This is a genomic window from Streptomyces recifensis (assembly GCF_002154615.1).
GTDB classification, from domain to species: domain Bacteria; phylum Actinomycetota; class Actinomycetes; order Streptomycetales; family Streptomycetaceae; genus Streptomyces; species Streptomyces griseoluteus.
In genome coordinates this window covers 1-5,146 of record NZ_MUNH01000088.1, presented here as the reverse complement: position 1 = coordinate 5,146, position 5,146 = coordinate 1, and the positions used below count along the sequence as shown (strand labels likewise).

Sequence of the window (5,146 nt, the reverse complement as noted above, 5' to 3'; positions counted from 1 at the left end):
CTCCCCACGGGAGGGTCGGTGGCCGCCCGCACACGAACTACCCACAAGGCACGGCAGGCAGCCCGACCTGGACTGCGGAGCGGACGCAAAGGCGCGGCGCCCCACCTTGCCCGTTCTGATCCCCTGGATGAGCCGATCAAGGGCCGTCAGCCGGAAGGGGCCCGCCGTAAGCCGCGGGGGAGTGACCGCCGATTCCCTGGTGGGGTCTAGGTATTTCCCCTGCGCCACCAGTAGTCGGGGTTAGCCATTTCGCCGCCGGCGGACCGGCGATCAGCTGACTCGGGCCGGCCCGAGGCATCCGTGGGAGGGGCGCGGTGCGCCGCCTCCCTGGGGACTTCCGGCAGGGGAGTGGTGAGGGGCGTCCCGGTTACAGCCCGCAGGAGCCGCGGTCGAGGTGGAAGTAGCGGGCGTTGGCCCAGCGGCACAGCCTGATGCCGACGGTGACGCCGACGATGGTGACCAAGGCGGGGAGGTATCCGCCGGCGACTTGGACGATCGGGATGGCCGGGCACCCGCCGGAGATCGCCCAGCCCGTACCGAACAGCACAGCACCCGGGATCACGCCGGCGTGGATGCGCCCGGGGGTGCGGCGGATGCGCAGCAGAGCGAACGCGCACACGATGATCACGACCGCGCCGGCGAAGGAGAGGAGCATCCGCAGGTCCTGGAAGGTGAACATGCGGTTCAGCTCGGCGTAGTCGCCGAAGCCGATGTTGGAGACGGTGAAACCGAGAGCCAGCCCGGTGATGATGTTGGCCAGCAGAATCGCGCCCCGAGTACGCATCAGATCACCTTCCACAGCAGGAACGACACCGCGACAGCGGTGCCGAAGAACACGGCGGTCGCCACGAGGCTGACCGGGCGCAGGCGACCGCAGCCGTTGAGTCCGTGGCCGGAGCTGCATCCGCCGGCCAGCCGAGTGCCGAAGCCGACGAGCACGCCTCCGACGAACAGCAGGGCAAGCATGGTGACCGGGTCGGCAGTGACCAGGTCGCGAAAGCCCGGTCCCATGTCGAAGCGGAGGTGGAACCTGCCCGAGGTGAGTGCGGCGATCAGCCCGCCGAGGAAGATCGACACCAGCAGGGCAGCCTGGGTGACCAACGGGGCTGGACCCGGGTCGGTGACCGGGGTGTCCTCACTCACCGTCGGCTCGGCATCCGCTTCGAGTGGCTGAGACGTCCCGTAGGCACCCGGCGCCAGTGTGGGCGCGCTCGGGCCGGTGCCGAAGTGTTCCGCCGTAGCCGCGGCCAGGGCTTCCGCCAGGGCACGGTCGTCGGCGAACTCCGCGTCCATCTCCTCCAGGCGTCGCTCCCTGCGCCAGTGCAGCACGCGGTCCCACGCGGACGACACCCCGAAGGACCGGTCCGTGGTGAGGGCATAGTTGATGGTGATCAAGGCGAGCCCGGCAGCGCCGGCCCACCAGGGCCAGTAGCCGCTCATGCGGGGCCTCCCATCCATTCGGTGAAGCGAGCCCACAAGCCGCGCTTGAGATCGCTCCCTTGCCGTGCGTGAGGGGACGGGCGGTCCTGGGGCAGGGGAAACTGAGCGGGCGGTGACGGCCGGTGGAGCGAGGCGGAGATCGGCGCAGATGCAGGCCCGTGCCCACTCCCGTTTCCTGGCACCGCCGCCGCAGGTCCTGACGGCTGGGGCGGCCGAGCCGGTTCGGGCAGCGACCAGGACGCGCTCTCGGATGCCCACGGACGGTGCTGGGGCGGTGCGGTCTGCCGGGGCTCTTGGCCGGCGGCGCCGGACCGGTCCGTAGCGGCGGACGCGTCATCGAGGTGCCGCGCGCGAGCTCCGTTGGGCAGCAGGCTGATCGGCACACGCTCCCCGGTCAGCGACATCTCGTAGCGCGCGCAGCCGAGCCACTGATCCTCGCTGTCGCAGTAGTAGTCGCGCCACCCCTGCAAGCTGGATCTGAGCAGGGGGAAAAGGGGGCAGCCTGCGGCGTGCGAGCAACTCACGTCGCTCCCTTCTGACCGGCGTACACCACTCATTCGCCTGAGCGGTCGCCCGTTCTCGGTTTCCTGCCCTCACCGCGCCAGGCCGACGATCTCAAAAGGGGACGGTGACGGCCTGTCAATGCGGAACGCCTTCCTTCATTGTTCGGCCGGGCGTGATCGAACCACTGTGCCGGTGCCTTGAGCAACCTCAGGGACATTCGCCATCGTGACCGTTCGACGTCGCTGCGTGAGATATGTCATGGGGCACCCCGGCCTTCCTGTCCCTCATAGAGGGATAAGGGCGCCAAAAGGCGCGGCGCGCCCGGAGATTGACGCGCCCATGGCCGGACCTGCGGCCGACGAGTGCCGGTAATTCATGGAGACCGTGTTCATTCGGAGATTCGTTGTGGTGAAGATGTGAAATCCCGCTGTGACGAAACTGTTGATATTACTGAGCCGACATCAGGGTCCGCGTCAACGGAGGAAACGATGTGCCAACGCGCTGTCTGCGGGGCGTGCCGGAAGGCGACTTACGAGGGTTGCGGACGACATGTGGAGCAAGTGCTCCGCGGGGTTCCGACACGTCAGCGATGCACGTGCGAGCCGGCGCCGCGCACGAGTGCACGCGCACAGCAGCCGGCACCTCCGTCGAGGCCGGCACAGGTCCGGCCGGACACCCAGCACGGCTGGTGGGGCCGTCTCGTCGCTTGGATGAAAAGCCCGGCGTGACGTCAGTACCCGCCGCGAGGCACCACTTGGCGCCGTGACGCCGTCATGGCGCGCCCTCCTCGCCGAGGAGTTCCTTCAGGGCCCGTGCCTCACCCGCACTCAGCCCGGTCACGAAGTGCTTGAGAGCGGCGATCGGGTCCGGCCCCCGGTCCAGGGCGTCGTGCATGGCCTCGGCGACCAGCTCGGCCGCGTCCCGCGCCGGCCGGTAGGCGCCGCGCCGCCCGTCCGCGTCCCGCAGTACCAGCCCTTTGCCGTACAGCCGACTGAGGATGGTGTGCACCGTGTTGTAGGCGAGCCCGCCGCCCAGTTCCGCCTGGATCTCGGCCGGGGTCAGGGGGCATTCCACCGCCCAGAGAGCGGCCAGAACCGCAGCCTCCAGCTCGCCCGCGTTACGTCGTTCGGACCTCTCGTGTGGGCCGCTGCCCGTCATGTCAGTCACCTTACAGAGGTGGGGAGAGAGCTTCTCGCCCTCCTCTAACCCTACAAGCCGTAGGGTGAAAGGCGACGTCCTACATGCTGTAGGGGAGTCGTTCCCGTGGCATGCGAAGACGAGAGGTGCGTGATGGCCGACGGCTCGAACGCCACGACAGCCGGCGCCCGGCGCATCGCCCCCTCGCCGTCGGCCGGACGGGCGTCCCGCGCCTGGGGCGAGCCGTGGCTGGCCGCGGTCGCGGCCGCCTTCACCCTCGCCCAGCTCGTCCTCGTTCGGCCGGGGTTCGGCCTCGGCTGGGACGAGACGGTCTACGTCAGCCAGGTCAGCGGCCACGCTCCCGCCGCCTTCTTCAGCGCGCCCCGCGCACGGGGCGTCCCTCTCCTCGTCGCCCCGATCACGTCGTGGTCCGACTCCACCGCCCTCCTCAGGGTCTACCTGGCCGTCCTGTCCGGCCTGGCCCTCTACTTCGCCCTGCGCGTCTGGCGAGCCCACGTCATGCCGCGCGTCCTGGCGCTGGCGGGCGCCCTGTTCGCCTCCTTGTGGGTCACTCTGTTCTACGGGCCGCAGGCCATGCCCAACTACTGGGTCGCCGTCGGCGCCCTGTCCTGCGTGGGCTGTTTCCTGCGCGCCCGCCTGAACGCGCGGGACCGGGCGGCCTGGTGGGGCCTCTTCGCAGGGGCGGCGCTGATGGCGTGGATGCGCCCGATGGACGCGGTGTACGTCGTACTGCCCCTGCTCGCACTCTCCCTGCGCCGCCCGCGTCTGCTGGCGGTGCCGGCCGCCGGACTGCTGGCGGGCGCCGGAGAGTGGGTGATCGAGGCGTACGCCAGTTACGGCGGTCTCGCGCAACGCCTTTCCGACGCCTCCCGCATCCAGGGTGGCCTGGGGTGGCACCTCGCCGCCCTCGACCAGCTGCGCAGTCTGGGCGGACGCACGCTGTGCCGGCCCTGCACCGGACCGGTACCCAGCCTGGTCGTGACACTCTGGTGGTTCGCGCTGCCGCTCCTGGCCGCCCTCGGCGCCGTGGCCGCGCTTCGTGCCCGGCGCGCGATGCCGGTCCTGCTCCCGGGGGTCTGCGCCGTCACGGCGGCCGTGCCCTACCTGTTCCTCATCGGTTACGCGGCCCCCCGCTTCCTGCTGCCCGCCTACGCCCTGCTCGCCCTGCCCGTCGCCTACGGCCTCGCGCACCTGGTCGCCGTTCCGGCCCGCGGGAGAGCGCGCACCCTCGCCGTGAGCCTGCTGGGAGTGCTCGCGGTGAGCCATCTGGCGGTGCAGAACGTTGTTCTGGAGCACACCGTCCACAGCTCAGCGGCCGCTCGCGTCGAGTGGTCCCGCACCGCCACCAGCCTGCACACGCTCGGCGTACGGCCTCCGTGCCTGCTGAGCGGCTACGAGGCCGTCCCGATCGCCTTCTACACCGGCTGTGGCTCCGCCCAGACCACAGGCCATGACGCCAGCACCACAGGGGCCGAACTCACCGAGGCAGCCCGCCGGACGCCCCTCGCCGTCCTCACCCCGCCGGGCGGCCGCCCGCCCGCTTACGCGCGAGGCTGGCCCGTGGAGCGGGTCGGCATTCTCCAGGCATACGTGGCTCCCCAGGTACGGCAGGGGCGCTGAACGGCATCACCGCGGCGACGGGCTGTCGATGACCGGGGGCCGGCGTCCGTACGGGCAGACGGGGGTTCCCCTTGCGGTACTTACCGCCGCCATCGGGAAACTCGCATTGGCACTGGGCGGCGCCCGAGAGCACGGTCACCGATGTCAATACTGAGGACCTCGGCTCCGACGGCGGCGGCTGAGGACCGGTCAAGCACCTGCCGTGACGGGCGCCGGTCGCAGCCGGGTGACGATCCTGTTCGCGGCGGTCTTCTGCAGCAGTCCGTAGGCGAGGACCGGCAGCAGCAGATGGGGTTTGTCGGGCAGGGACGTGCTGATCAGCACCGCGCTCGCGCTGCTGTTGTTCATGCCGCAGGCGAGCGTCAGCGACGAGGCAGTAGCCGCCTCCAGCCGCAGAAGGTGGGCGGCGGCCCGGCCGAGGACG

The 5,146-nt window shown here is 70.6% G+C and carries 4 protein-coding genes and 1 pseudogene; 1 reads left to right on the top strand and 4 read right to left on the bottom strand.

What is annotated here, in order from left to right; all coding sequences use genetic code 11:
- Positions 1-367 precede the first annotated feature (367 nt).
- From CCN33_RS05780 to CCN33_RS05765, 3 genes are all read right to left on the bottom strand, one after another.
- A complete protein-coding gene (locus CCN33_RS05780; protein WP_086691799.1) occupies positions 368-784 on the bottom strand; it encodes a YeeE/YedE thiosulfate transporter family protein in 417 nt (138 codons plus the stop codon).
- On the bottom strand, positions 784-1,440 hold the full coding sequence (locus CCN33_RS05775; RefSeq protein ID WP_086691798.1) for a YeeE/YedE family protein: 657 nt from the start codon (positions 1,438-1,440) through the stop codon (positions 784-786). The genes CCN33_RS05780 and CCN33_RS05775 overlap by 1 nt, the downstream gene beginning before the upstream one ends.
- Before the next feature lie 1,275 nt (positions 1,441-2,715).
- Entirely contained in the window at positions 2,716-3,102 is a 387-nt protein-coding gene (locus CCN33_RS05765) for a BlaI/MecI/CopY family transcriptional regulator (protein WP_086691794.1), read from the bottom strand.
- A 132-nt stretch (positions 3,103-3,234) separates the two neighbouring features.
- Here CCN33_RS05765 and CCN33_RS05760 point away from each other — a divergent pair, with 132 nt between their 5' ends.
- Positions 3,235-4,722, top strand: a complete 1,488-nt coding sequence (locus CCN33_RS05760; RefSeq protein ID WP_086691792.1) for a hypothetical protein — start codon at positions 3,235-3,237, stop codon at positions 4,720-4,722.
- 189 nt (positions 4,723-4,911) lie between these two features.
- Here CCN33_RS05760 and CCN33_RS05755 read toward each other — a convergent pair.
- Positions 4,912-5,146, bottom strand: a pseudogene (locus CCN33_RS05755) (bile acid:sodium symporter family protein); the annotation flags it as partial.